General features: G+C 61.3%; 25 protein-coding genes. 12 read left to right on the top strand and 13 right to left on the bottom strand.

Translation table 11 applies throughout. The features are described 5' to 3' along the window. Positions 1 to 15: 15 nt before the first annotated feature. The 7 genes from ACGKZZ_RS10165 to betI form a co-directional block, all read right to left on the bottom strand. Positions 16 to 2469, bottom strand: a complete 2454-nt coding sequence (locus tag ACGKZZ_RS10165) for an MlaD family protein (protein WP_411223456.1) — start codon at positions 2467 to 2469, stop codon at positions 16 to 18. Then, positions 2466 to 3098 carry a paraquat-inducible protein A gene (locus tag ACGKZZ_RS10160; protein ID WP_411223455.1) on the bottom strand — a complete coding sequence of 211 codons (633 nt, stop codon included), beginning with the start codon at positions 3096 to 3098 and terminating at the stop codon, positions 2466 to 2468. The genes ACGKZZ_RS10165 and ACGKZZ_RS10160 overlap by 4 nt, the downstream gene beginning before the upstream one ends. Continuing rightward, positions 3065 to 3667, bottom strand: a complete 603-nt coding sequence (locus ACGKZZ_RS10155; RefSeq protein WP_411223454.1) for a paraquat-inducible protein A — start codon at positions 3665 to 3667, stop codon at positions 3065 to 3067. The genes ACGKZZ_RS10160 and ACGKZZ_RS10155 overlap by 34 nt, the downstream gene beginning before the upstream one ends. A 125-nt stretch (positions 3668 to 3792) precedes the next feature. Further along, positions 3793 to 5460, bottom strand: coding sequence for a choline dehydrogenase (betA, locus tag ACGKZZ_RS10150; RefSeq protein ID WP_411223453.1), 1668 nt, complete (start codon positions 5458 to 5460; stop codon positions 3793 to 3795). After that, positions 5453 to 5659, bottom strand: coding sequence for a DUF6552 family protein (locus ACGKZZ_RS10145; protein WP_411223452.1), 207 nt, complete (start codon positions 5657 to 5659; stop codon positions 5453 to 5455). Before ACGKZZ_RS10145 ends, betA begins: the two co-directional genes overlap by 8 nt. A gap of 38 nt (positions 5660 to 5697) precedes the next feature. Beyond that, entirely contained in the window at positions 5698 to 7155 is a 1458-nt protein-coding gene (gene betB, locus ACGKZZ_RS10140; protein ID WP_411223451.1) for a betaine-aldehyde dehydrogenase, read from the bottom strand. Then, positions 7152 to 7733 (bottom strand): choline-responsive transcriptional repressor BetI, encoded by a 582-nt coding sequence (gene betI, locus ACGKZZ_RS10135; protein ID WP_411223449.1) that lies wholly within the window; start codon positions 7731 to 7733, stop codon positions 7152 to 7154. The genes betB and betI overlap by 4 nt, the downstream gene beginning before the upstream one ends. Before the next feature lie 116 nt (positions 7734 to 7849). Between betI and choX the strand changes: the two genes are divergently transcribed. From choX to choV, 3 genes are all read left to right on the top strand, one after another. Next, the gene (gene choX / locus ACGKZZ_RS10130) at positions 7850 to 8773 is read left to right on the top strand and encodes a choline ABC transporter substrate-binding protein (RefSeq protein WP_411223448.1); all 924 of its coding nucleotides are present in this window, start codon (positions 7850 to 7852) and stop codon (positions 8771 to 8773) included. Between the two features lie 62 nt (positions 8774 to 8835). Beyond that, positions 8836 to 9672 (top strand): choline ABC transporter permease subunit, encoded by an 837-nt coding sequence (gene choW / locus ACGKZZ_RS10125; RefSeq protein WP_411223447.1) that lies wholly within the window; start codon positions 8836 to 8838, stop codon positions 9670 to 9672. Next, positions 9669 to 10715 (top strand): choline ABC transporter ATP-binding protein, encoded by a 1047-nt coding sequence (gene choV / locus ACGKZZ_RS10120; protein WP_411223446.1) that lies wholly within the window; start codon positions 9669 to 9671, stop codon positions 10713 to 10715. Before choW ends, choV begins: the two co-directional genes overlap by 4 nt. Here the strand turns inward: choV and ACGKZZ_RS10115 are convergent. Continuing rightward, on the bottom strand, positions 10676 to 11365 hold the full coding sequence (locus ACGKZZ_RS10115; RefSeq protein ID WP_411223445.1) for a DUF1045 domain-containing protein: 690 nt from the start codon (positions 11363 to 11365) through the stop codon (positions 10676 to 10678). The two genes, choV and ACGKZZ_RS10115, sit on opposite strands and share 40 nt — an antisense overlap. 104 nt (positions 11366 to 11469) lie before the next feature. Here ACGKZZ_RS10115 and ACGKZZ_RS10110 point away from each other — a divergent pair, with 104 nt between their 5' ends. Genes ACGKZZ_RS10110 through ACGKZZ_RS10095 form a run of 4 tightly spaced genes read left to right on the top strand, consistent with a single transcriptional unit; the run spans position 11470 to position 13640 of the window. Further along, complete coding sequence (locus tag ACGKZZ_RS10110) at positions 11470 to 12333, top strand: MBL fold metallo-hydrolase (RefSeq protein ID WP_411223444.1); 864 nt, start codon at positions 11470 to 11472, stop codon at positions 12331 to 12333. 3 nt (positions 12334 to 12336) lie between these two features. Beyond that, positions 12337 to 12762 (top strand): YeeE/YedE family protein, encoded by a 426-nt coding sequence (locus tag ACGKZZ_RS10105; protein ID WP_411223443.1) that lies wholly within the window; start codon positions 12337 to 12339, stop codon positions 12760 to 12762. Continuing rightward, positions 12762 to 13196: a DUF6691 family protein gene (locus ACGKZZ_RS10100; protein ID WP_411223442.1), complete on the top strand. Its 435-nt coding sequence runs from the start codon at positions 12762 to 12764 to the stop codon at positions 13194 to 13196. Before ACGKZZ_RS10105 ends, ACGKZZ_RS10100 begins: the two co-directional genes overlap by 1 nt. Before the next feature lie 9 nt (positions 13197 to 13205). Further along, positions 13206 to 13640 (top strand): TIGR01244 family sulfur transferase, encoded by a 435-nt coding sequence (locus tag ACGKZZ_RS10095; RefSeq protein WP_411223441.1) that lies wholly within the window; start codon positions 13206 to 13208, stop codon positions 13638 to 13640. Between the two features lie 2 nt (positions 13641 to 13642). Here ACGKZZ_RS10095 and ACGKZZ_RS10090 read toward each other — a convergent pair whose 3' ends face one another. From ACGKZZ_RS10090 to ACGKZZ_RS10070, 5 genes are all read right to left on the bottom strand, one after another. Further along, entirely contained in the window at positions 13643 to 14671 is a 1029-nt protein-coding gene (locus tag ACGKZZ_RS10090; protein WP_411223440.1) for a FliM/FliN family flagellar motor C-terminal domain-containing protein, read from the bottom strand. Positions 14672 to 14758: 87 nt separating this feature from the next. Next, entirely contained in the window at positions 14759 to 17446 is a 2688-nt protein-coding gene (locus tag ACGKZZ_RS10085; RefSeq protein WP_411223439.1) for an ATP-binding protein, read from the bottom strand. After that, complete coding sequence (locus tag ACGKZZ_RS10080; RefSeq protein ID WP_411223438.1) at positions 17443 to 17724, bottom strand: hypothetical protein; 282 nt, start codon at positions 17722 to 17724, stop codon at positions 17443 to 17445. Before ACGKZZ_RS10080 ends, ACGKZZ_RS10085 begins: the two co-directional genes overlap by 4 nt. After that, positions 17721 to 18089, bottom strand: coding sequence for a response regulator transcription factor (locus ACGKZZ_RS10075; protein WP_411223437.1), 369 nt, complete (start codon positions 18087 to 18089; stop codon positions 17721 to 17723). Before ACGKZZ_RS10075 ends, ACGKZZ_RS10080 begins: the two co-directional genes overlap by 4 nt. Before the next feature lie 103 nt (positions 18090 to 18192). After that, positions 18193 to 19509 (bottom strand): helix-turn-helix domain-containing protein, encoded by a 1317-nt coding sequence (locus ACGKZZ_RS10070; protein ID WP_411223436.1) that lies wholly within the window; start codon positions 19507 to 19509, stop codon positions 18193 to 18195. 215 nt (positions 19510 to 19724) lie between these two features. Here ACGKZZ_RS10070 and ACGKZZ_RS10065 point away from each other — a divergent pair, with 215 nt between their 5' ends. The 5 genes from ACGKZZ_RS10065 to ACGKZZ_RS10045 all read left to right on the top strand — a co-directional run bounded on the left by ACGKZZ_RS10065 (position 19725) and on the right by ACGKZZ_RS10045 (position 24977). Next, positions 19725 to 21089, top strand: coding sequence for a substrate-binding protein (locus tag ACGKZZ_RS10065; RefSeq protein WP_411223435.1), 1365 nt, complete (start codon positions 19725 to 19727; stop codon positions 21087 to 21089). Positions 21090 to 21192: 103 nt separating this feature from the next. Continuing rightward, positions 21193 to 22224, top strand: coding sequence for a branched-chain amino acid ABC transporter permease (locus ACGKZZ_RS10060; protein WP_411223434.1), 1032 nt, complete (start codon positions 21193 to 21195; stop codon positions 22222 to 22224). Positions 22225 to 22228: 4 nt separating this feature from the next. Next, entirely contained in the window at positions 22229 to 23428 is a 1200-nt protein-coding gene (locus tag ACGKZZ_RS10055; protein ID WP_411223433.1) for a branched-chain amino acid ABC transporter permease, read from the top strand. A gap of 12 nt (positions 23429 to 23440) precedes the next feature. After that, positions 23441 to 24196: an ABC transporter ATP-binding protein gene (locus ACGKZZ_RS10050; RefSeq protein ID WP_411223432.1), complete on the top strand. Its 756-nt coding sequence runs from the start codon at positions 23441 to 23443 to the stop codon at positions 24194 to 24196. Between the two features lie 25 nt (positions 24197 to 24221). Beyond that, the gene (locus ACGKZZ_RS10045; protein WP_411223431.1) at positions 24222 to 24977 is read left to right on the top strand and encodes an ABC transporter ATP-binding protein; all 756 of its coding nucleotides are present in this window, start codon (positions 24222 to 24224) and stop codon (positions 24975 to 24977) included. Positions 24978 to 25195 lie beyond the last annotated feature (218 nt).

Below are 25195 nucleotides of genomic sequence, written 5' to 3'. Positions count from 1 at the left end.
TTAAAAATTCCTTTCTCATCGCCCGAAAATCAGCGAATTGGGGCTGCGTTCAATTGCACGCGCCAGTTCCGATATGGATCTGGCCGCATCTCTCACCTCGCGCAGCGCAGACAGCGTCTGCTGGTTGAAGTCGGATCGCTCGCCATATGACGAAATCACGCTCTCGGTCTCGGCCACTAGACGCTCCAGACGGGCCGTCAGGTTCGGCAAATCCTCGACCGAGGTCGCCACAGACGCAGCGGCGTCCGATGCCGATTGCAACGTCGCGTTCAGGTTTTCGACCACCCCGCCCTCGCGCAGTTCGGCCAGCGCCAGCCGCATCTCGGTCAGCGCGTCATTGATCGTTCCGGGCATTTCCATCGTGTCGTCGCTGCCGATCAGCGCGTCGACACGGGTCAGAGTCCCGGTGGCGCTGTCCACCAGCGCCTGCAATTCCAGATCCTTGGCCGTCTGCGCCACCGCGTCAAGTTCGGCCAGCAATTCGGGAATGTCGGTTTCGGTGATCTTGCGCAGGTTGGCCGTCAGCGCGGGCGCATCCTGCGACGCCACGCTGATATCGGCCATCGCGCGATCCAGATTGCGCAGGGCATTGCCCAGCGCCGGAACCGCGCCTTCCGCGCGCACATCCGCCACCACCTGACGCACATCGCCAATCGCCGCTGTCACCGCCTCTGGAATGGCCTGCACCGCTTCGTCTGCAATCAGCGCGTCAATCCGGTCCAGCGTCTGCGTCGCGCTCGTCACCAGCGCATCCAGATCAAGCTCTTTCGCCGTTGTCGCCACCGCCTGCAATTCGCTCAACACCGCAGGAATGTCCTCCTCGGTCAGCTTTGCCAGGTTCTGCGCCAGAGCGGGCGCACTTTTCGACGCTTCGTTCACGCCCAGCATCGCCTCGTCCAGACTGGCCAGCGCACTGTTGAGCGACTCGATTGCGCCGCCGGAGCGTACATCCGCAACCATCTGCCTCACATCCGCCACCGCCTCCTCGATCTGCGCCGGGATCGCCTGCAAGGCTTCGCTTCCCACCAGCGCCCTGGTGTCGTCAATCAACGCCACCGCCGACCCTGGCACGCGCTGCAAATCTTCACTGCGCGCCAGGCTCTCGACCGCGTCCATCAGGCTGATGGCCTGCTGCATCACCTCTTCGACCGGCAACGCATTGATCCGCTCCAGCACGCCCTCGGCGGTCGCAGTAAAGTCGGACAGGTTGGATTCGATGCTCGGCAGGCGCGGCGCTTCGCCGTCCGCCTCGATCAACTCGGCAGCCGCCGCATCGTCGAGCACAACCAGTTCGACCCGCAAATCGCTGCTCAAAAGGCTTTGCGTCGCCAACCGCGCCCGCATTCCCGTCGATACCGCAAAGCGGAAGAACTCCACCGTTTCCTCGGGCGTGGCCTCGGGCGGCAAGCCCATGCGCTGCGGGTCAATCGACACATCCACCAGCAACGACAATTCCGGCCCATACCCGGTATCCACCACGCGCGAGCGCAATTCGGTGACGACACCGACATCAAGCCCTTGATAGGTGACATCGTCGCCCGCTTCCAAACCGTTCACCGATTCGTCAAACCGGATCGAAAACGCCACCCCTTGCGCAGGCCCGCGCACCAGCCGGTTGCGCCGCGCCTCGGTTTCGTCCTTGAACAGCGTGAACACATACCCCGGTGAGATCTCTTCGCCGTCGTCATAGATGTTGTCGAACACGATGCCGCCGGTCAGCAACGACGCGATGGAATCGAAATCGACCGAAAACCCCGAGGTGCCGAACGACAGCTCGAAACCCGACGTGTCCCAGAACCGCGTCGCCTGCGTCAGGCGCGCGTCATGGGGCGCTTCGATAAAGGCATCGACTAGCACCGTGCGCCCATCGGCCGACAGGCGCGGCGTTTCCAGCTGGCCCACCTCGACGCCGCGAAACAGCACCGGTGATCCGTTGGAAATCGTCGTGCCGTCATCCGTGGCCAGCGTGATCCGCTTGCCCGCCCGCCCCGGCTGCACCAGTGGCGGCGCGTCGGAGCCTTCGAACTCGCGCGCTCCGGTGCCGGGTGCATTGTCCCACGCGCCCTCGATATAGACGCCCGACAGAACGGTCGACAATCCGCTGATCCCGCGCGCTGAGACCTCCGGGCGCACCACCCAGAATGCTGCATCCGCGTCAATGAAGGGAACCACATCATTGTCGACGCGAACATAAACCAGCACCCGGCCCAGATCGCCGGAAAAGCGCACGTCCTCGACCTGCCCGATCACCACATCGCGGTAGCGCAGCGTGGTTTCCCCCGCGACAACGCCGGATGCATTGCCAAAGGAAATCTCGATCAGGGTGCCGCGATCCGCAAAGCTTTGCCACGCAATGCCCAAAGACACGCCCAGCGCGATGATCGGCACCAGCCAGACAAAAGACAGGTTGCGCCAGATGGATTTACGCGGCGGCGTGACTTTCATTTCTGCGACAGTGGGTTCGCTCACGTGTGGGGTCCTTCCCGGCTGTCCCAGATCAGTTTCGGGTCGAAGCTATTGGCGGAAACCATCGTGAATGCAACCGAAAGGGCGAAACTTATAGCGGCGATGCCCGGATTGATCGACGCCACGAAGTTCAGTTGCACCAGTGCCGACAGGATCGCCACGACGAACACGTCGATCATCGACCACCGCCCGATGAACTCGACCACCTCGTACAGATGGAAATGCGCCGCCGTTCCGGGCAACCCGCGCTGCACCCGGAACGCCAGATAGGCGATCGAGATGAACTTGCTCACCGGAATGATGACCGAGGCCACAAAGACGATGATCGCGATACCGATCGCGCCGTGATCCAGCAGATCGAAGACACCGCCCACGATGGTACTTTCCGTCGTATGCCCCAGCGTCGAGGTGCGCAGCATCGGATAGACGTTGGCCGGGATATAAACCACGATTCCGGCGAACAGCCACGCCCAGACCTTTTGCAGGCTCGCGGTGTCGCGGCTTTCCAGATGCGCTCCGCACACCGAACAGGTCTGTGTCCCCAGCGGGTGCACCCGTCCGCATTGCGAACAGCCCACCAGCCCGGCGGCGCGCGCCGTCAGGACGGGCTGCGCGCGTTCAGCGTTTGCCATACCGTCACCCGACACATGAAACTGTCTTTGAGAATTGTAATGATCACCAGCCCGACAAAGGCCCAGAAGGCCGGCCCGAGCGTCACCTGCGCCAGCCCCGCCACCTTGACCAACGCGACGGCGACGCCGATGATGAACACCTCGGCCATCGCCCAGGGGCGGATGCGTTCGGCCAGCCGGAACACCTTGCCCGCCTGCGGCGCCGGAGCCCAGCCCAGCGCCATCGGCGCAAAGACATAAATCTGCGCGATGAACCGCGTCATCGGCAACACCACGATCAGCGCCGCCACCGCAAAGGACAGCGGCAACATCAACCCGTGGGAAAACGCCAGGATCGCGTCAAACACCGATGTCTTGTTTCCCAGCCCGTGTGTGCTCAGTTCCAGAAACGGAAAAAACACCGCCGCGATCATCAGAACAAGCGCCGTCGCCGACAGCATCACGATCTGCGTCATCGCCCCTTCCTTGGGAGCCATGAGCACTGTGCCGCAGCGCACGCATTGCGCCTTTTCCCCGATCTCGACATGCGGCAGGTAATGCAGCGCGTCGCATTTGGGGCAGGCAATCATATTAGAGAGCGAGTCTTCCATTTCGCCTACATAAGGGATCGTCGGGCGAGGTTACAGAACTTATCCGTGATCGCGCGTGACCCGTACCGGTCTGCCGTACGGTTCAACCGTACGATCCGTACCGCTCACCTCTGTCTGGTGCGCCATTCGGCGTGAACCCAAGGTGCGCGATTGTCCGCAGGCAAGCACGATTGGCCCAGAATGTGATCGGACGCCTTCTCACCAACCATGATCGACGGCGCGTTGAGGTTGCCATTGGTGATACGTGGAAAGATCGAACTGTCGGCCACCCGAAGCCCGTCAACCCCGATCACCCGACATTCGGGATCGACGACAGATGACGGATCGGACCGGTCACCCATCTTGCAGGTGCCGCAGGGATGATAAGCACTCTCGGCATGGGAGCGGATGAAATCGTCAAGCATTTCATCGCTTTGCACATTGTCTCCGGGCTGAATTTCATGCTTGTAAAAGGGCGCGAAGGCCTCTTGTGCAAAGATTTCGCGCACCAACCTGATGGCTTGGCGGAAGTCGGTCCAATCGTCGTCATGGCTCATGTAATTGAACAGGATGCGTGGGTCGTCCGCCGGATCGCCCGACCGCAACGTTACCGCGCCGCGCGATTTGGACCGCATCGGCCCCACATGGGCCTGAAAACCATGTCCTTCCGCCGCCGTCTGCCCGTCATAGCGCACCGCGATGGGCAGGAAATGGATCTGCAAATCAGGATAGTCGATCCCTGCGCGCGAGCGAATAAATCCAGCACTTTCAAACTGGTTAGACGCGCCAGGTCCGGTTTTCGTCAGCAACCAGCGCGCACCCACATAGGCTTTGCCCATCAGGTTCCAATACTTGAACAGGCTCACCGGTTTGCTGGCCGCCGCCTGCACATAGACCTCCAGATGGTCCTGAAGGTTCTGCCCCACCCCGGCCCGGTCCGCGACCACGTTAATCCCGTGATCTTTCAAGTGCTTGGCAGGCCCGATGCCAGACAGCATCAACAGCTTGGGAGAGTTGATCGCCGAAGCCGCAAGGATCACTTCGCGACTGGCCCGGATCACCTCGATCCGTCCTTTGCGCATCACCTCGACGCCAACAGCGCGCCCGTTCTCGACGATGACACGTTGCGCCAAGGCATTGACCAAGCTGCAATTATCCCGCTTCAGGGCGGGGCGCAAATAGGCTTTGGCCGCCGACCAGCGCTGACCTTGCCAGACTGTCATATCGAATGGCCCGACGCCTTCCTGCCGGTATCCGTTGTAATCGCCGGTCACGCCATACCCGGCCTGTTCGCCCGCCTGAACAAAGGCGCGCGTCAGCAGATTGTCCCGCGATCCGCGCGTGATGTGCACCGGACCCTCGGAGCCGCGCCAATCCCGGTCGCCCCCGTGCCCGCCGTCATGCCAATTCTCAAGCCGTTGAAAATAGGGCAGAACATCCGCATAGCCCCAGCCCGCTGCGCCATGATCGCGCCAGTGATCGAAATCCTGCGGATGACCGCGCACATAGATCATGCCATTGATCGACGACGACCCGCCAACCACCTTGCCACGCGGACACGCCATTCTGCGCCCGCCCAGATGCGGCTCGGGATCGGTGCGAAAGCCCCAGTCATAACGCCTCATGCTCATCGGAAAACTGAGCGCGCCCGGCATCTGGATGAACGGCCCCGCATCCGATCCGCCATGCTCGATGACAATCACCGACCGCCCTGCCTCGGACAAGCGATAGGCCAAGGCACACCCGGCCGAGCCTGCCCCGACGATGAGGTAATCGGCCTGCCTTTCAGGCATTCAGATAACCGACAAACAAGGAAATGAATGCGCCGAGATGAACCACCATGATGGCCCTGTCTTTCCACAAGAACCCGACCGCGAACCACAGAATGATCCCGGCAAAAAAGGCAAAGACGTTCCATGGCACGATATTCAACCCGGTGAGTCCATAGCCCACAAGTTGAACGATCGTCGCGATCCATTTGATAAAATCCACTGGTTTTCTTGCGGGTTTGAGATCTGGAGCCTGTGACATCAGAACGGCGCCTCGACATCGCCCATGCGGACATAAACGGATTTCAATTCGCTGTAATGATTGAGCGCCTCGCGCGAATTCTCACGTCCGACGCCCGACATCTTGGTGCCGCCAAATGGGGCTTCGACCGGCGCGTCGTTGTAGGAGTTGATGAAACAGGTGCCGGCCTGCAACTGCGCAACAACACGATGGGCGCGCGTGACATCATTGGTAAAGACGCCGGCCGACAGACCGTATTCGGTATCGTTGGCGCGGGAGATGGCCTCGTCTTCGGTGTCAAAATCGAGCACCGCCATCACGGGGCCGAAGATCTCTTCGCGCGCGATGGTCATGTTGTCTGTCACATCGGCAAAGACGGTCGGTTGCAGGAAGAACCCGTCGCGCTGCAAACGCTCGCCGCCAGTGACCAGCCGCGCGCCTTCGGCTTGGCCGGTCGCGATGTAATCCTGCACGATATTCAACTGTTTCTCGCTGACCATCGGGCCAAAGCTTGTGGCCTCGTCCAGCGGATCGCCAATTACGGCGTTGCTCAGGCGTTCGGCCAGCCGGTCGAGGAACGCCTGCTTGATGCCTTTTTGCACGAACACCCGCGTGCCGTTGGAACAGACCTGTCCGGAGGAATAGAAGTTGCCAAGGATCGCGCCGCCAACGGCGTTTTCGAGATTTGCGTCGTCAAACACGATCAGGGGCGATTTGCCCCCCAGTTCCATCGTGACATGCTTCATCTGCGCTGCCGCCGCGGCATAGACCTTCTTGCCCGTCGGAACCGACCCGGTGAGCGACACCTTGGCAACGCGCGGATCGGTGACGAGGGACGCGCCCACCTCGCCCATGCCTTGCACGACGTTGCATATTCCTGCGGGCGCTCCGGCCTCATGCAGGATTTCCGCCACTTTCAGCGCACAAAGCGGCGTGGTTTCGGACGGCTTGAACACCATCGCATTGCCGCAGGCCAAGGCCGGCGCGGCCTTCCAGCAGGCGATCTGGGTCGGGTAGTTCCACGCGCCGATCCCGACGCAAACTCCAAGGGGTTCGCGGCGGGTGTAGACCCAGTCCTCGCCCAACTGGATATGCTCGCCGGTCAGGCTGCCGGCCAAGCCGCCGAAATACTCCAGCGCGTCGGCACCGCTGGTGGCGTCGGCGACCAGCGTTTCCTGCAAGGGTTTGCCGGTATCGTAGGTCTCCAAGACCGAGAGGTCGCGGTTGCGCTCGCGCATGATATCGGCCGCGCGGCGCAGGATGCGGCCCCGTTCTGTGCCCGTCATCGCCGCCCATTGCTTTTGCGCGCGCTGCGCCGAAGCGAGCGCGCGCTCGATGATGGCGGGCGTGGCGGCGTGAACGGTCGCGATCTGCTCGCCGGTGGCGGGATAGATCACCGCGATGGGAGTGCCGCTCGTGTCCTCAACATACCCGCCGTCGATGAAGTGGCTGGCTTTGGGCTGTGTGTCATAGCTCATGTGGCGGTATCCTTGCCCGTAAATTCGATTTCGCGATCCAGCGCTGTCAGCACCTGGCGCGTCGCATCCTCACCCGACGGCGCGTCCTGTCGCAGCGCTTCGCGCAGGTAAAGCCCGTCGATCAGCCCAGAGAGCCGTAGCGCCACCTCGCCCGCGCGCGCACCGACCAGAGGCCGAAGGTTGAAGACCAGATTGGAGTGCAGGCGGCGTTGATAGACTGTCAGAAGCCGCCGCGCTGCATCGTTCGATTGCGCCAGGACGTAGAAGTTCAGCCACGCGGCAACCGTTTCGCGGCGGAAGTTGGACCGGGTGAAACCGGCACGAATGATCGCTTCGGTCCGGGCACGCGGGCCATGCGCCATCGCCAGAGCACCGCGCACCTCGGCGCCGTAGACGCCAAGCGTGTGGCGCATTGCAGCAAGGAAGATTTGCGTCTTGCCGCCGAAATAGTGATGCGCCAGCGCAGATGACATACCGGCGCGGCGGGCAATTTGCGCCACGGTCACGTCCAGAGAGCCGGTTTTGCCGATCTCTGCAATCGTGGCTTTCACCAGCGCCGCGCGGCGTATAGGTTCCATTCCAAGTTTCGGCACGTTCTGCTCCGTCAGGGGGATCGGAGCCGGACGGTAAGGCGTTTTTTATTGACTCGTCAATCAACAAAAATGGCGAGCATCCAACAGGGAGATTGAACATCATGTTGAAGACCACACTTTCCATCGCCGCGATCTGTGCGGGCACGGTCGCCTCGGCCGAGTGCGACACGGTCGTCTTTTCCGATGTCGGCTGGACCGATATCACCGCGACCACAGCGGCAACGACGGTCATCCTCGATGCTCTTGGCTATGAGACCGACATCAAGGTGCTGTCGGTGCCGGTCACCTACACGGCGCTCGCCGAGGGGGATGTCGACGTCTTTCTGGGCAACTGGATGCCCACGATGGAAGCCGATATCGCCCCCTACCGCGAAGCGGGAACCGTGGACGTGGTGCGCGCAAACCTTGAAGGCGCGAAGTACACGCTGGCCGTGAACAAGGCAGCCGCCGATCTTGGCGTCACCAGCTTTGGCGACATCGCAACCCACAAAGACGCGCTCGAGTCCGAAATTTACGGCATCGAGCCCGGCAATGACGGCAACCGCCTGATCATGGACATGATCGAGGCCGATGCCTTTGGTTTGAAAGGCTTTGACGTCGTCGAAAGCTCCGAGCAAGGCATGCTGGCGCAGGTCGCGCGGGCGGACGAGCGCGGCGAGCCGGTGGTGTTTCTGGGATGGGAGCCGCACCCGATGAATGCCAATTTCGAGATGTCCTACCTGACCGGTGGCGACGATTGGTTCGGCCCCAATCTTGGCGGTGCGACCGTGTTCACCAACACCCGCGCAGGCTATGTGAACGAATGCCCGAATGTCGGCAAACTGCTGGGCAATCTGGAATTCAGCCTGGCGATGGAGAACGAAATCATGAGCGGTATCCTCAATGACGGGAAAGAGCCCGCCGAGGCCGCTGCGCTCTGGATCGAGAAGAACCCCGAGACGCTGAAAGCGTGGCTGGACGGGGTCAAGGATGTCGAGGGCGATGACGACGCGTTCGAACAGGCCAGCAAGGCTCTGCTGAACTGAGCCCGGTCCGGCGCGGCAGGTACAGGTCGCGCCGGTAATTTCTGAATCGACAAGGCCGCGGTATGGATTGGCTGACGGACAACAAGATCCCGGTGGGACAGATCGCCGGGGATGGCTTTGATTGGCTCGAACGCAACGGCGCGTTCTTTTTCGATGCGCTGTCGGACGGGCTGGAAGCGATGATCGACGGCTTTCTGTGGCTGCTGCAAACGCCGCATCCGCTGGTGATCGTCGCGATCTTCGTCGCTCTGACCTGGGCGCTTCAGCGCAGTTGGAAAGTGAGCCTGTTCGTCTTTCTCGGATTTCTGTTCATCATCAACCAGGGCTATTGGGAGGAAACGACCGAAAGCCTGACGCTGGTGCTGTCGGCCTGCGTGGTGTGCATGGGAGTTGGTGTACCCATCGGCATCGCGGTGGCGCACCGGCCGAACCTATATGCGTGGATGCGGCCGGTACTGGACCTCATGCAGACCCTGCCAACCTTCGTCTATCTCATTCCGGCAATTGTATTTTTCGGCATCGGCATGGTGCCGGGGCTGATCGCCACCGTGATCTTCGTGCTGCCCGCGCCGATCCGTCTGACCCATCTGGGGGTGAGTTCCACGCCCCTGCCATTGATCGAGGCGGCACAAGCCTTTGGCGCGACACGACGGCAATTGCTCTGGAAGGTCGAACTGCCCTCGGCCCTGCCCCAGATCATGACCGGACTCAACCAGACGATCATGCTGTCGCTGTCGATGGTGGTGATCGCGGCGCTTGTCGGGGCTGATGGTCTGGGTGTGCCGGTGGTGCGCGCGCTCAATCAGGTGAACACGGCCAAGGGCTTCGAAAGCGGGTTCGTCATCGTGGTCGTGGCGATCATTCTTGACCGCATGTTGCGCATGGAGCGTCCCAAATGAGCGGTCATCGCGTAGAATTCGACAATGTGTCCATCGTGTTCGGCGACAAACCGGAACTGGCGCTGCCGCTGATGGATGCGGGCCAGAGCAGAAGCGAAATTCAGGCCGCAACCGGTCAGGTGCTGGGCGTGCATGATTGCACGCTCGATGTGGCCGAGGGCGAAATCCTCGTGTTGATGGGCCTCTCCGGATCGGGCAAATCCACGCTGCTTCGCGCGGTCAACGGTTTGAACCCTGTCGCGCGCGGCTCTGTGCGGGTGCATGACGGCTCTGGCATGGTTGACGTGACCCATGCCGATCAGGCGACTTTGCGGCGTATTCGGCTGCATCATGTGGCGATGGTGTTTCAGCAATTCGGGCTGCTGCCCTGGCGCAGCGTGCGCGAGAACGTGGGCCTTGGGCTGGAGCTTGGCGGAATGGACAAGCCCGAACGTGCCGAGCGCGTCGAGGCGCAGCTTGAAATGGTGGGTCTGGCCGAGTGGGCGGATCGCAAGGTGGCCGAATTGTCGGGCGGAATGCAGCAGCGCGTGGGGCTTGCGCGGGCGTTTGTGACGGATGCGCCGATCCTTTTGATGGACGAGCCATTCTCGGCGCTGGACCCCCTGATCCGCACAAAGCTACAGGATGATCTGCTGGAGCTTCAGGAAAAGCTTCAGCGCACCATCATCTTCGTCAGCCACGATCTGGACGAAGCGTTCAAGATCGGCAATCGCATCGCGATCATGGAAGGCGGACGGATCGTGCAATGCGGCACCCCGCAGGATATTTTCAGAAATCCGTCAAACCCTTACGTGGCGGACTTCGTCCAACACATGAATCCCCTCGGTGTACTGCGCGCCCGCGATGTAATGCGGGCCGGTACGGCGGTTTCGGGTGCGGACAGCGTCGATGCCGATGCGCGTGTTCAAGAAGTGATGACAACCCTTGTCAGCAGCCCGACCGACCTCGCGGTCATTGATCAAGGCGCGCAGATCGGGGTGATCGGCAAGAATGACGTATTGGCCTATTTGTCCGACCCAGCGGGACACGCCGCCAGCGAATAGGCATTGATCTGGTGAAACCAGCCGTCCGCATCTTCGCCCATCAGAGAGATCCTATCGAGCGTGTAGCCTTGCGTCATGTCAGGCAGCCGCGAGGCAAGGGCGGTTTCGACCGCCGGTCTTGCCGCCTTCGGCACCCGTCCTGTCACCGTCAGATGAAAGCGAAATGCGTCGAGAACATAGGGATAGCCCCAGGTCGCAAGGTTACTCTGCAGCTCCGCGCTCAGGTTGCGCGCCTCGTATTTCTCGCGGTCTTTTTCCGGTGTCGGCCTGCGGAACGGATCGAGTGTCGTCACGCACTGGTCAGCCAGCGCGCAAAGCTCCGGTGACGGCGCCGACGGGACCAGCGCAAGAAATCTGCCCAGCCAAGTCGGCTCAAGTGCTGAGATGTGCACCGGTGCAAGAGACTGCGCCAAAGCCTCTGCCGCGGCGTCAAGCGCATCGACTGTCGCGCTCTCGCGCAACTCGAACGGGGCTTTCAGTGTTGCATGAAACCCGTAACGGCGCGGTATTGCTGTCCATTCACAAGTCTCGTCATTTGGCCGGTAACGGGCCGTCACCGGATCCCACCCCAACCACGCCGCGCCAAACCGGCCGAGCGATCCGGTCGGAAGATGATAGATCGCGTAGCGGTGAAACCGAGGCGTTGCCATGATCGCTCCTACTTCGGGGTCTGGCCATGACACAAGCCACCTCCCGACACCCTTGCCACGTATTCAACAATGTTTATATGTTAAGCGCAAACAGGAGCCCGACCATGAGACCTGATATTACCGCATTCTTTGACGACGCGACACATACCATCTCGTATGTGGTGCGCGACCCCGAGGGCAGTGCGTGCGCGATTGTCGATAGCGTTCTTGATTTCGATTATTCGTCGGGCCGCACCGATACCAAGTCTGCCGATGCTGTGATCGCCTTTGTCAACGAACACGGGCTGGATGTGCAATGGCTGCTCGAAACCCATGTTCACGCCGACCACCTCAGCGCCGCGCCCTATCTGCAAGAGGCTCTGGGCGGCAAGATCGGGATCGGCGACCGCATTCAGGTTGTTCAGGACACGTTCGGAAAGGTCTTCAACGAGGGATCGGAATTCCAACGCGATGGCAGCCAGTTCGACAGGCTGTTCAAGGAAGGCGACAGTTTCCACATCGGTCAGATGCGCGCTGACGTGCTGCACACGCCGGGCCACACGCCGGCGTGCCTGACATATGTGATTGGCGACGCCGCTTTTGTGGGTGACACGTTGTTCATGCCCGATTTCGGCACCGCACGCTGCGATTTTCCGGGCGGCTCATCCTCTGAACTCTACGATTCGGTGCAAAAAATTCTGGCCCTGCCCGACGAGACCCGCATTTTTGTCGGCCATGACTACAAGGCGCCGGGGCGCGAGGATTTTGCCTGGGAAACCACGGTCGCGGCGCAAAAGGCGGGCAATGTCCATGTCGGCGGCAATGCCTCCAAATCGACCTTTGTCGAAATGCGAGACCGCCGGGACGCAACACTGGCGATGCCCAAACTGATCATTCCGTCGTTGCAGGTCAACATGCGCGCCGGGCAAATGCCACCTGCGGATGACGACGGAAAGGTCTTCCTCAAAGTGCCTGTGAACGGATTGTAACCGATGAACCCGGACTGGATTTACGGGCTGATCGGCGGAGCGCTGATCGGCACCGCCGGAGCTGTCTTTCTGTTGGCGAACGGGCGGATCATGGGCGCCAGTGGCATCATCGGCGCGCTTGTCGATGGCAGCGGCGTCGGAACCCGGCTCGAAAAGCTCAGCTTTCTGCTGGGCGTGGCGCTCGTGCCGTTTGCCCTGCTGGGTCTTGTCGGCCCGAAGGACACATACGCCACCGGCAACGTCGTCCTCTTGATCGCCGCTGGTCTGCTGGTGGGGTTTGGCACACGGCTGGCCAACGGGTGTACGTCGGGCCACGGGGTTTGCGGGATCTCGCGGCTGTCGCTGCGCGGCATGGTGGCAACGGTGTTCTATATTCTGGCAGGCGGCCTTTGTGTCGTGGTCTTCCGTCACGTTTTGGGGGTGATCTGATGCGCGCGCTGTTCGCATTCCTGTCCGGCGGCTTGTTTGGCGCGGGGCTTCTCGTGTCGGGTATGACAGACACCCGCAAGGTGCAGGGGTGGCTTGACATATTCGGCGATTGGGATCCGACGCTGGCTTTCGTCATGGGTGGCGCGATCATACCGATGGCGATTGCGTGGAGGGTTGCAGCGCGGCGGCGCTATGCGCTTCTTGGCGACGCGATGCCGCCACCTCCAGAGCCGAGGCTGGGCCGCAACCTGGTCATCGGGTCGGTGATGTTCGGCATGGGATGGGGGTTGGTGGGTTTGTGTCCCGGCCCGGCGATCGCGTCGCTCAGCTATGGCGGCAGCGAAGGGTTGATCTTTCTGGCGGCGATGCTGGTCGGCATGGCGGGAATGCCCCCCGTTCGGGCGTGGCTGGACAGAGTTGTGCCCGCGCAGTAGGACACATTCATGGATATTCGACCAATCACAGAGCGCTATAGCGTGTCACCGCAGATCAGCGCCGGGGATGCCGCCGCTATCAAATCTGCGGGCTTTACCACCGTGATCTGCAACCGGCCCGACGAAGAAGTGCCGCCGTCGCACCACGCCGAAATCATTCGCACCGCGATGGAGGCGGCCGGGCTGCGCTTTGAGGTTCTGCCGATCACCCATCAAACCATGACCCCCGACCGCATTGCGCGCCAATCGGCCATTGTTGAGGACTCTGACGGTCCGGTGCTGGCCTATTGCGCATCCGGAACCCGATCCTCGGTCGTCTGGGCGTTGAGCGAGGCGGGCGCTATGCCGACCGATGCGATCTTGGACACCGCGAGACGCGCCGGATACGACCTGTCCGGATTGCGCCCGGCGCTCGAGGCGACCGCCGCGCACGCCCGCTCCTGATCCTAAGGGTCGGACAAGCTGGCGGCGAGGTCGTCGAGTTGCGTATCGAGTGATATGCCGAAATCGATGTTTTCGGTCTGGGACGGTGGCGCGATGCGGGGTTGTTGCGGCACGTCGTCGGGGGCTGAAACCATGTCGGTTTTTTGCGGCGCCGCGGGCTGATGCAAGGGGCTGCTCGCCGCGCCGATGCGCACGGCGCGAAAGCCGTTCATCTGCCCCATCTTGCCACGCGCCGCGATGTGGCCGCCATTCACGACCAGCATTGCCGAATTGATCGCCTCGGGCGAGATCGCCAGCACATCACCGGGTTTGAGCGATTGCGCCTTGTCGAGCGGGATGTGAATTCGCGTCAGCACCGCCTGCATCCGCGCCGGAACCAGTTTGAGCGTCGCCGCGTGTCTGCCTTCGCTGCCCGGCTTGTCATCGCCGTCGGCGGGTTTTTCAGCCTCGGGCAACAGAAACACCATCCGCCCCTTGCGTGTTCCCTGCGCGAGCGAGATGTCGAGCATGATGACCTGATAACTGGGTGCATCAAGCGCAAGACCACCCGTCTGACGGTCCTCGACAAGCGCGCCGAAACTGTAGCCTTGCAGATGCGACATCTCGGGCTGTCCCGCCAGCATCGACGCGAAGCGTGGCAGTGCGGCGTCGATCAACGGGGCCATCATCGCGGCGTCGGTCGGGGTAAAGGCGCGGCTGTCGAGTGGAAAGCGCGTCACCTTTCCCAAGGTCTGCACCTCGATCAGGCCGGTCACAAGATCCCGGTCGATTGCCACAAGCCCGGCGGCGCGGTTTTCGCACTCGATGACGATCAACAGTTGATCATCGGACACTCTGTCAAGCGCCACATCGGTTTCAAGCGTATCGTCCTTGTGCAAACTGGCGCCAAGCCCAAGCCCCCAAAGCGCATCGGCTGCGATGGACAATCCGCGACCCAGGGCGCGGGGTATCGAAACCGCACCGACATTGCGTGCCTTGCGCTGTGCCCGTGCCTTTCGTTCCAGAACCGTGTCCGACGCCTCGACTGTCATATCTCCGCAAAAGCCCTTCTCACCGCGCAGGTCGGTTATGGCGAGAATTGGTTACCAAGGGTTTAGCAAATCCGGTCGAGATGAAGATTATTGTGCCGCCAGTGCCAGACGGTTCGGCAAAACGACACGGAATGTCGCGCCTTTGGCGGCTGGAATGTGGTCGACCGACCCGCCCAGACGCGTCATCACCTGACGGCAAATCGCCAGTCCCAATCCTGCTCCGCCTGCTTTCTGGTCGCTGACACGGGCGAATTTCTCGAAGATCATGTCGGCGGCCTCGGCGGAAATGCCAGTGCCATTGTCCTGGAAGTCGATCACCACGTTTTCGGCGGTCTGGCGCACCCGGATGACCAGTCGCGGGTTCGGCGCGTCGCAGTATTTGCGCGCGTTTGCGATGAGGTTGATGAACACCTGACATAGACGGTCAAGATCGGTGTGCAGCATGATGGCCTCGTCGTCGGGTATCCGCTCGATCTCGAACTGCGCACCGTCCTCGCCAATCGCTGCCGAGGAAACCGCACGGTCCAGCACGTCTTTCAGCAAACCCTGTCGCAGATTGAGGTTCACCTGCCCGTTCTCGACCACGCTCAGATCCAGCAGATCGTCCAGCAGACGGGTCAGGCGCTGTGCCTCGTCATGGATGATGGAGGCGTAGCGCGACTGATCGGCGGGCTGCATCTTGTCCGTATCGCGCAGGATTTCCGAAAACGCTCGGATCGAGGTCATCGGCGTGCGCAATTCGTGGCTGATCTGACTGAGAAAGGCATCTTTCTGGATCGACAGCCGGGTCAACTTCTGGTTCGCGTTGCGCAATTCCAGCGCGGTGCGGCTCAACTCCTCGGATTGCTCCTTGAGGCGCGCGGAGTATTCGAGCATCTGCGCCGTCTCGTCCGCCACCGCCATCAGATCCTCGACCGACACCGTCATGCCGCCGGTGATCTGGCCCACCATCGCGTGCGCCGTTGCAGCGCCGACGGAACTTCCCAATTCGCGCTCAAGCGCCTGAAGGAAATCGGGGGTCGGATAGGGCAACGCGCCGCGTGCGCCCTGGCGGCGGGCATAACGGGCAAACAGCGTTTGCGCTTCCGCGGCACCAAGGATGCGCTGCGCCATGACCAGCAGATCCTCTGTTTGGCCAACACCACCCGACCAGCGGCGCGTATCGGTCGAATGCTCGAAGATGTTGACGAATTGCGCCGCTTGCAAGCGCTCCAATGGCGACGGGAAGCTGAGCAACGAAACACCCACGAAAGACACCACATTGAACGTCATGCTCCACAGCAGGGCGTGCATAAGCTCGTCGATGCCCGAAATTCCGAACAACGCATGCGGCTTGAGCCATGTCAGACCGAACGGTCCCTGCTCGATCACCGACAGCGGCAGGATCGCGCCTGCATCGAGGCTCGGCAGGTACAAGGTGTAAAGCCAGGTCACAAACCCGGCGGTCAATCCCGCGAACGCGCCAAGCCGGGTGGCACCGCGCCAGAAGATGCCGCCCATCATGGCTGGAAGAACCTGCGCCAGACCGCAGAACGCGACAAGCCCGATGGCGGCCAGCGCCTCTCCGCCACTGGAGACGCGGTAGTATAGATAACCCAGCATCACAACGGCGACGATGGAGATCCGCCGCGCCATCAGGACGGCGTGGCGCACATCGCCCGACACACTGGCGCCGCGCGTTCTGAAGCGCAGCCATATCGGCATGACAATGTGGTTCGACACCATTGTCGACAGCGCGATCGCAGCGACGATCACCATCGACGTGGCCGAACTGAACCCGCCGAGAAAAGACAGCATCGCCAGCCCGTCCTGACCGAACGCCAAGGGAATGGTCAGCACGAACAGATCCGGGTTCGCATCGTCGGGCAGCAGATCGAGACCGGCAACGGCAATCGGCACGACGAACAGGCTCATCAGCCCGAGATACAGTGGAAACGCCCAACTCGCCGTGCGCAGATGCCCTTCATCGCCGTTTTCCACGACGAGAACCTGAAAAGTGCGCGGCAGGCACAGAAAGGCGGCGGCCGAGAGAAAGATCAATCCGGCCCATCGGCTGCGGTCGGTCTGCCAAGCGCCAAATTCCGACGCGTCGATCCGCGCCAATGCCTCTGACACGCCGCCGGACAAACCCCAGACGACAAATATGCCCACCGACATCAGCGCCACAAGCTTGACCACCGCCTCCACGGCAATGGCCATGACCACACCGTCATGACGCTCTTTTGCATCGAGGTTTCGCGTGCCGAAAAGAACAGTGAAGACCGCCAGACCGATGGAAAGATACAGCGCCAGCGTGCCGCCGTGATCGTCGGGCGAGGTTGTGGTATCGGGCACGAACACCGAAAACGACAACGTGACGGACTGCAATTGCAGGGCGATGTAGGGCGTCGTGCCGATCACCGCGAGGATCGTGACTCCGGCTGCCAGAAGGCTCGATTTGCCGTAGCGCGACGAGATCAGATCGGCGATCGACGTGATGCGCTGCGTGCGCCCGATGCGGATCAGCTTGCGCAACAACCACCACCAGCTGACCATCACCAGGGTCGGGCCGAGATAGATCGTCAGGTATTCGAACCCGGTGCGCGCCGCCGATCCGACAGCGCCGTAAAATGTCCAGGCCGTGCAATAGATCGACAGCGACAGCGTATAGATCAAGGGCGAGCGCAGCCATGATTTCTGGCCCTGCATTGCCAGGCGATCTGCCGCAAACGCCACGGCAAAGAGAAACAGGACGTAACCGATGCAGACGGCGACAAGGATGTTGAACGTGCTCATGTGTCGGTGTCCGCGCCGTCATCCAGACTGTGCCGCAAGGCACGCGACAAGGCCCAGTTGCACATGATGACCACTGCCCAGATGCCGAAGATATAGATGAAGGCAGTCGCACTGCTGATCTGTTCCAGCCCGTCCTGAGGCCAGGCCATCGGCAGCAGCCACAAGAACAAGACCACCAGTGGCGCAAGCCGCGCCGCGTCGATCATGCGCCGGCGCCGGTAGGTGCGCTTTTCTCGAAACACGGTTGGCGTTCCGGGCCGGTCCGACCTTTCGGTCATTTTGCCGCCAAGGCTCTCACCGTGTCCAGCATGTCGGCGTTGGAAAACGGTTTGCTCATGAACGCGTCGCAGCCCGCACGTTCGGCGATTTCGCGGTCCTTGGTCTGCCCGCGTGCGGTCAGCATCAGCACTGGCAGCGCCTCGGTCATCGGGTCGGCACGCAGTTCGCGCAGGATGTCGTAGCCGCTTTTCCCCGGCAGCATCACATCGAGGATCACCACATCCGGCTTTCGATCGCGCACCGCGTTGACCGCATCGGCCCCGTTGGAGTGGGTTTTCACAACCCAGCCATCGCGCGACAGGATGAAACTGATTGCTTCGATAATATTCGGCTCATCCTCGATCAACAGAACCTGCTTTGACATCCGCGCCCTCCTCCGGTGCAGCAACCGACTGGTCTCTTTGGGCTTTCGTGTGCCAGCCTTGGTTCAACTAAAACCTGTCGCGACCATTGTGTCAAAACATGTGTCAAAACATCCGCGTGTCGGTCGCGATCATGATCGACGGCTCTCGCCGCGCTTCGCACCTGGGATGCGGGCAGATGCGACAGGTCAGCCCGACCTCGCGGATCGCCTCGGTGGTGTCTCGTTTGGGTTCCGGCACGATCAGCATATGGCTTTCGAACAAGACGTCTTGCCCCAGCTTCGCCGGTCCGACCGGTTGCGCGATGGCGATCGCACGGTGACGGGCCGACGTGCGCGCAGAGTGTTCGACCAGTTCGGCGTGCACCATCATCGGACGCGACAGCGCGCGATAGAGCGGCCAGAGCGCGCACCCCGCACCGAGCCGCGGCAGCGGAAATTCCGGCAGCGGCTTGCGGAACGTCGTCACACCCGAGCCGTCACAGATAGCTAGGCCGACAGGTTCACTCAAGATGTCTTCGGGCAAATGGGCCAAGCGGCGCATGGCGCTGGCGATATCGGTTCCGAATTGCGTCGCAAGCGCCAGCGGATCGCTCCCGGTCTGCGCGACGATCTCGGCGCAGCGCGCAAGGGGCATCAGCTCTGCATCCGCGCGATAACGCGTCACCGTGCGGTGCAAAAGCCAGCGCGCGGATTGCGACAGGCCGCGACCCAGATCATCAATGACCGCATCCACCTGCGCGGCCGGAGTTTCAAGCGCCGGCAGATGAAAGCCGGTTCTCTGGAACACCGCATCCACCTCGTCTCGCGGCGCGTTGGTTTCGGACGCTTCGGAGTCCGCTTTCTCAAGATATTTCGCGAGGCTGCGGCTGGAATCGGCCAGTCGCGCGCTGTCTTCGTAAATGTTGCGGTTGAACCGGCGCTGCCATTCCGGTTCGATTTCCCCCGGCTCTGCAAGGATCGACGCCGCCGACCGGATCGCTGTCACGGTCGACAACATTTCGTGCAACGACGCTGCCAGATGCGGGTCATGTGTCAGACGGTCGGTCAACGCCTCGACACTGCGCTGGAGGGTTTCGACCCGGCGCTGGTTGTCAGCCAGAAGCGCCGCCCAGCCGGGGAAGCGACCTGCGAATTCCTCGATCCGCGACAATTCGGCAGCGGGCAGTTTGGTATCGGTCGCGGCCTCGCGCAAATGAGCCAGAAGCGAGGTCTCAGCACCCTCGGTCAGCGAGGTCGGCTCGACCTTCAGGGCATGTGCGATATCGACCAGCAATTTTCCGCCGATTCTGCGCCGGTTGTGTTCAATGAGATTGAGATAGGACGGCGAAATATTCGCCCGTTTGGCCAATTCCGACTGCTTGATGCCGGCCATCACCCGTCGTTCGCGAATTCGGCTGCCTGTCAGAGTGTCGCGGGACATCGGCATTTCCTGATTTTTTTCAAGCGCTTTCTGCGGTGCAAAAACAATAAATTTACAAACCTCTGCATCGCAGTGTAGATTTTTTGACAGAAAAATCGTTCGACGCAAAGCGCTTATTGCTATGTTTTCAACGCATAGCGGATAATCACCCAGCACATAAGTGCGCTACAGGCGGTGATCAAAACCGCCGGCCTACGAAATTTTGGGAGGATACTATGATCAAAGGGAACCTGACACGTCGCGGCGTGCTCAAGACCGGAGCCGTCGCCGGTGCGGGGCTGGCACTGCCGACCTATCTGTCCGCACAGGACAGCGGCTTTACCAACGCGCCCACCGGCTCGACCGTGACGCTCGGCTTCAACGTACCCCAGTCGGGACCGTATGCTGACGAGGGCGCTGACGAGCTGCGCGCCTACGAACTGGCTGTAGAGCATCTGAACGGCACCGGTGCCGACAACGGCATGATGGAAACGTTCAGCTCCAAGTCGCTTCAGGGCAACGGTATCCTTGGCAAGAAGGTCGAGTTCGTTTCCGGCGATACGCAAACCAAATCGGATGCGGCGCGCGCGTCTGCCAAGTCGATGATCGAAAAAGACGGCGCGGTGATGATCACCGGCGGCTCGTCCTCGGGCGTCGCGGTTGCTGTTCAGGCGCTCTGTCAGGAAGCGGGCGTGATCTTCATGGCCGGTCTGACCCATGCCAACGACACGACCGGCAAGGACAAGCGGGCCAACGGCTTCCGCCACTTCTTCAACTCCTACATGTCTGGCGCCGCGCTCGCGCCGATCCTGGCCAAGGAATACGGTGCCGACCGCAAGGCCTATCACCTGACGGCGGACTACAACTGGGGCTACACCACCGAAGAAGCGATCCGCTCTTCGACCGAAGCACTTGGCTGGGAAACGGTCGCTGCGGTCAAGACACCGCTCACGCAGACCGACTTCTCGTCCTACATCACGCCGGTTCTGCAATCGGGCGCGGATGTGCTGGTTCTGAACCACTACGGCGGAAACATGGTGAACTCGCTGACCAACGCGGTTCAGTTCGGCCTGCGTGCCGCCGAAGCCAACGGCAAGCAGTTCGAGATCGTCGTGCCGCTCTATTCCGAGCTGATGGCGCGCGGTGCCGGCTCCAACATCGCCGGTATCCTCGGGTCGCAGAACTGGGACTGGAAACTGGAAAACGAACTCGGTGCAAAGTACAGCGGCACCAACGCGTTCGTGAAATCCTTTGGCGAAAAATACGGCTTCCCGCCCAGCCAGGCCGCCCATACCTGCTACGTTCAGACCCTGCTTTACGCAGACGCGGTCGAGCGTGCGGGCTCGTTTGCACCTTGCGCGGTTGTCGAGGCGCTCGAAGGGTTCGAGTTCGACGGTCTGGGCAGCGGCCCGACGCTCTATCGCGCCGACGATCACCAGTGCTTCAAGGACGTGGTTGTCGTGCGCGGCAAGGAAAACCCGGAAAACGAGTTCGACCTTGTGGAAATCGTCGAAGTCACGCCGGTGGATCAGGTCACCTATGCTCCCGATCACCCGCAATTCTCGGGCGGTGCGCTGGGAACCTGCAACAACGGGGCTTGAGCCGATCTCGAGGGTGGGCAGCATATGCCCACCCTTCGCCTTTGCGGCCCACATGCTCGGGTCGCCTGCACTTCCACACGTCTGACCGCAAAAGGTGGGGGCAATGGACGCCATAATCCTGCAAATTCTCAACGGGCTCGACAAGGGCTCTGCCTATGCGCTGATCGCGCTTGGCCTGACACTCATTTTCGGCACGCTTGGTGTGGTGAACTTTGCGCATGGTGCGCTGTTCATGATCGGCGCGTTCTGCGCCGTCACCCTGTCGCGCCTGCTCAGCCTCAGTCACGAGGTCGCCGTTCCCGGAGAGGTCGATTTCCTCGGCAATCCGCAAACACGCGACGTGCCCTACATCTACAACCTCTTTGGCGAGAACATGGGCGCAACACTCATTGACTGGGCCGTTCCCCTGTCGATCCTGTTCGCCATACCGGTGATGATCGTGATCGGTGTCGTCATGGAGCGCGGGTTGATCAAGCATTTCTACAAGCGCCCCCATGCCGACCAGATCCTTGTGACCTTCGGCCTTGCCATCGTACTGCAAGAGATCATCAAGTATTACTACGGCGCCAACCCGATCCAGACGCCTGCCCCCGATGCCTTTCGCGGGTCGTTCGATTTCGGCGCGCTGATCGGGTTCGACCCCGGAACGATCATCTATCCCTACTGGCGTCTGGTCTATTTCGCCTTTGCTGCGCTGATCATCGGTGCCGTGTTTGCCTTTTTGCAATTCACCACATTCGGCATGGTCGTGCGCGCAGGCATGGCAGATCGTGAAACGGTCGGCCTTCTTGGCATCAATATCGACAAGCGGTTCACCATCATGTTCGGCCTTGCGGCGGCGGTCGCCGGTCTGGCCGGCGTGATGTACACGCCGATCAACTCGCCGAATTATCACATGGGCATGGATTTCCTTGTGCTGAGCTTTGTCGTGGTGGTGGTCGGCGGCATGGGTTCGCTGCCCGGCGCGGTTCTGGCCGGGTTCCTGCTCGGCATATTGGAGAGCTTTGCCTCGATGCGCGAAGTGATCGACATCATCCCCGGCATCAATCAGGTCATCATCTACCTTGTTGCCATCATCATTCTATTGACGCGTCCGCGTGGCCTGATGGGCCGCAAGGGCGTGATGGAGGACTGATCCAATGTTCGGACTGAACAAAAAAGACGCGTCCCTCCTTCTGGTCGTGGCTGCCCTCATCGTCTTTGCGCCATTCCTTCTGAACCCCTTTCCCGAAAATTCGGGCTGGGCCCAGTTCAACGCGGGCTATCCCGACCTGATGCAGCGCTTTGTGATTTTCGGCATCTTCGCCATCGGGTTCAACATCCTCTTCGGATTGACCGGCTATCTCAGCTTCGGCCACGCCGCGTTCCTCGGTGTCGGCTCCTATGCCGCCGTCTGGATGTTCAAGCTGCTCAGCATGAACGTGATCCCGGCGATCATCCTCGCGGTCATCACCGCCGGTGTCTTCGCGCTCATCATCGGCTATGTCAGCCTGAGACGCTCGGGCATCTATTTCTCAATCCTGACACTGGCCTTCGCGCAGATGTCCTTCGCACTCGCCTACTCGGTTCTGACTCCGATCACCGGCGGCGAGACCGGGTTGCAACTGGCGCTTGATGATCCGCGCATCCTCGACAGCGGATCCGCAAGTGCCGGCAACATCCCGGTGCCGAGCCTCTTTGGCATCGAAATGCGCGACAGCATCGAATGGGCGTTGGGAAGCTGGGTGTTCACCTTCAACTTCGGCTTTTATTTCTGCGGCCTGATCATGCTGATCGCGTTCTACCTCTCGATCCGCATCTTCCGCTCGCCCTTCGGGCTGATGCTGCGGGCGATCAAATCGAACCAGCAGCGCCTGAACTACACCGGCCTCAACCCGCGCCCCTACACGCTGGCGGCCTTTGTGATCTCGGGCATGTACGCCGGTCTTGCAGGCGGCCTGATGGCATCGATGGACCCGCTGGCCGGGGCCGAGCGGATGTTCTGGACCGCCTCGGGCGAGGTCGTTCTGATGACCATCCTTGGCGGCGTCGGCACGCTGATCGGACCGGTGCTGGGCGCCGGCATGATCAAATACATGGAAAACATCATCTCCAAGATCAACGGCGATATCCTGCACACATGGTTCGCCTTCCTGCCCGACGGGCTCGAAGACCTTGTCGTGGCAATGATCTATCCGTTCATCGGCAAGGGCTGGCACCTGACGCTGGGCATCGTGTTCATGCTGGTGGTGATCTTCCTGCCCGGCGGGCTTGTTCAGGGGGGCCAGAAAATCGCCACGTTGTTCGGTCGCAAAAAAACCGGCGCGACCAGTTCCACCTCCACCGAACCCGCAGAATAAGGATCAGGACCGATGGGAATTCTTGAAGTCAAAGACGTCAACAAGCGGTTCGGCGGGCTACAGGCGCTGGGAAACGTCAACCTGAGCGTGGCGGAAAACACCTGCCACGCCATCATCGGCCCGAATGGCGCCGGCAAGTCGACCCTGCTCAATTGCCTGGTCGGCAAGCTCATTCCCGACACCGGGTCGGTCATGTTCGACGGTCAGTCCGTGCTCGGCCGCACGCCGTTCGAAATCAACCAGATGGGCATCTCCCGCGTCTTTCAGACGCCCGAGATCTTCAGCGACCTCACGGTGATGGAAAACATGATGATCCCCTGCTTTGCCAAGCGCGACGGGTCGTTCGCACTGCACGGCATCCGCTCGGTCGTCAGTGAAGGCGAGTTGCGCGATCAGGCCGAGCAGATGCTGGAAGACGTCAATATGCTCGACAAGCGGGATATGCATTCTGCCTCGATGTCGCGCGGCGACAAGCGGCGGCTCGAGATGGCGATGTGCCTGGTGCAGAACCCCAAGCTCCTGCTGCTGGACGAACCGACAGCGGGCATGGCGCGCGCCGACACCAACAACACCATCGATCTGCTCAAAGAGATCAAGGACAAGCGCAACATCACAATCGCGATCATCGAGCACGACATGCATGTGGTGTTTTCGCTGGCCGAACGCATCACCGTTCTGGCCCAGGGCACGCCGCTGGTCGAGGATACGCCGGAAAACATCAAGGGCCATCCGAAGGTGAAGGAAGCCTATCTCGGCGAAGCCGCATGACCGGACCGCGCGAAAGGACACAATCATGAACGTCAAACCCGACTTTTCCAAACACGCCAACATGGCCGAAACCGCGCCGGCCTTTCTGTCGGTCTGGGACATGCACAGCTACTATGGTGAAAGCTATATCGTGCAGGGCATCAGCTTTAACGTCCATGAAGGCGAAATCCTCGCGCTTCTGGGCCGCAACGGCGCCGGCAAGACGACGACATTGCGCTCGATTGCCCGGATGGACAGCCCGCAGGTCAATCACGGCGAAATCTGGCTCGATCACAAGCCGCTGCACAGGATGAAAAGCTACGAGGCCGCGGCGGTTGGTCTGGGTCTCGTTCCCGAGGACCGCTGCATCATTCCCGGTCTCACGGTCGAGGAAAACCTGCAATTGGCACAAATCGCCCCGCCGATCGGATGGTCGATCGAACGGCTGTACGATCTGTTCCCCCGCCTTGGCGAGCGGCGCAAGCAGGAAGGTGTGACGCTGTCCGGCGGCGAGCAGCAGATGCTGTCGATCGCCCGCGCCTTGGCGCGCGACATCAAGGTTCTGTTGCTGGACGAGCCCTATGAAGGGCTGGCTCCGGTGATCGTGGACGAGATCGAAAAGACCCTGCGCCACATCAAGGAGCAGGGAATGACCACCATCCTCGTTGAACAAAACGCGATCCGCGCGCTGCAACTGGCCGACCGTGCCATCATCCTCGACACCGGCTCCATCGTGTTTGACGGCACCGCCGCCGAAGTTCTGGAAAACGAGTCGCTGCGCGCGGAGTATCTCGCGATCTGACATCCACCGTCGGCTCACGATCCGCGCCCACAGCCGCCCTTGCCTTTTCAGGCGTGGGCGGTTTTTCTTTATGTCAAAGAGGAGGATCACGAAATGACGGACAAGACCTATGCACCTTCGGCGGACATCGTATCGAACGCGCATGTTGATGCGGCGCGGTACGAGGAGATGTATGCGCGTTCGGTGTCCGAGCCCGAGGCGTTCTGGGCCGAGGCGGC

Origin of the sequence: Marivita sp. S2033 (assembly GCF_046592965.1) — a bacterium.
Taxonomy (GTDB): Bacteria; Pseudomonadota; Alphaproteobacteria; order Rhodobacterales; family Rhodobacteraceae; genus Marivita.
The sequence above is the reverse complement of the archived record's forward strand: the minus strand, read 5'-3'. Positions and strand labels throughout refer to the sequence as shown.